The 228-nt window shown below is 51.8% G+C and carries 1 rRNA gene; it reads left to right on the forward strand.

From position 1 onward, the window contains the following. Positions 1-124: 124 nt before the first annotated feature. A 23S ribosomal RNA gene (locus tag SAY88_RS25755) occupies positions 125-228 on the forward strand; the annotation flags it as partial.

The following is a 228-nucleotide window of genomic DNA, read 5'->3' on the forward strand; positions in this document are numbered from 1 at the left end:
GGCAAAGAGCTTCGAGTAGTTCGAGGAAGCGAATGGCCGAAAGAATGGAGCGTAGTTTACTACGTGACATGACTGAGGTCCATGAAGCTGACGAAGAAATGCGAAGAAGATCTGCAGCCAAAATGGTTAAGTTAGAAAGGGCGCACGGTGAATGCCTTGGCACTAGGAGCCTACGAAGGACGCGACGAACGGCGAAACGCCTCGGGGAGCTGTAAGTGAGCTTTGATC

This window comes from Halalkalibacter flavus, from assembly GCF_036663575.1.
GTDB classification, from domain to species: domain Bacteria; phylum Bacillota; class Bacilli; order Bacillales; family Bacillaceae_D; genus Halalkalibacter; species Halalkalibacter flavus.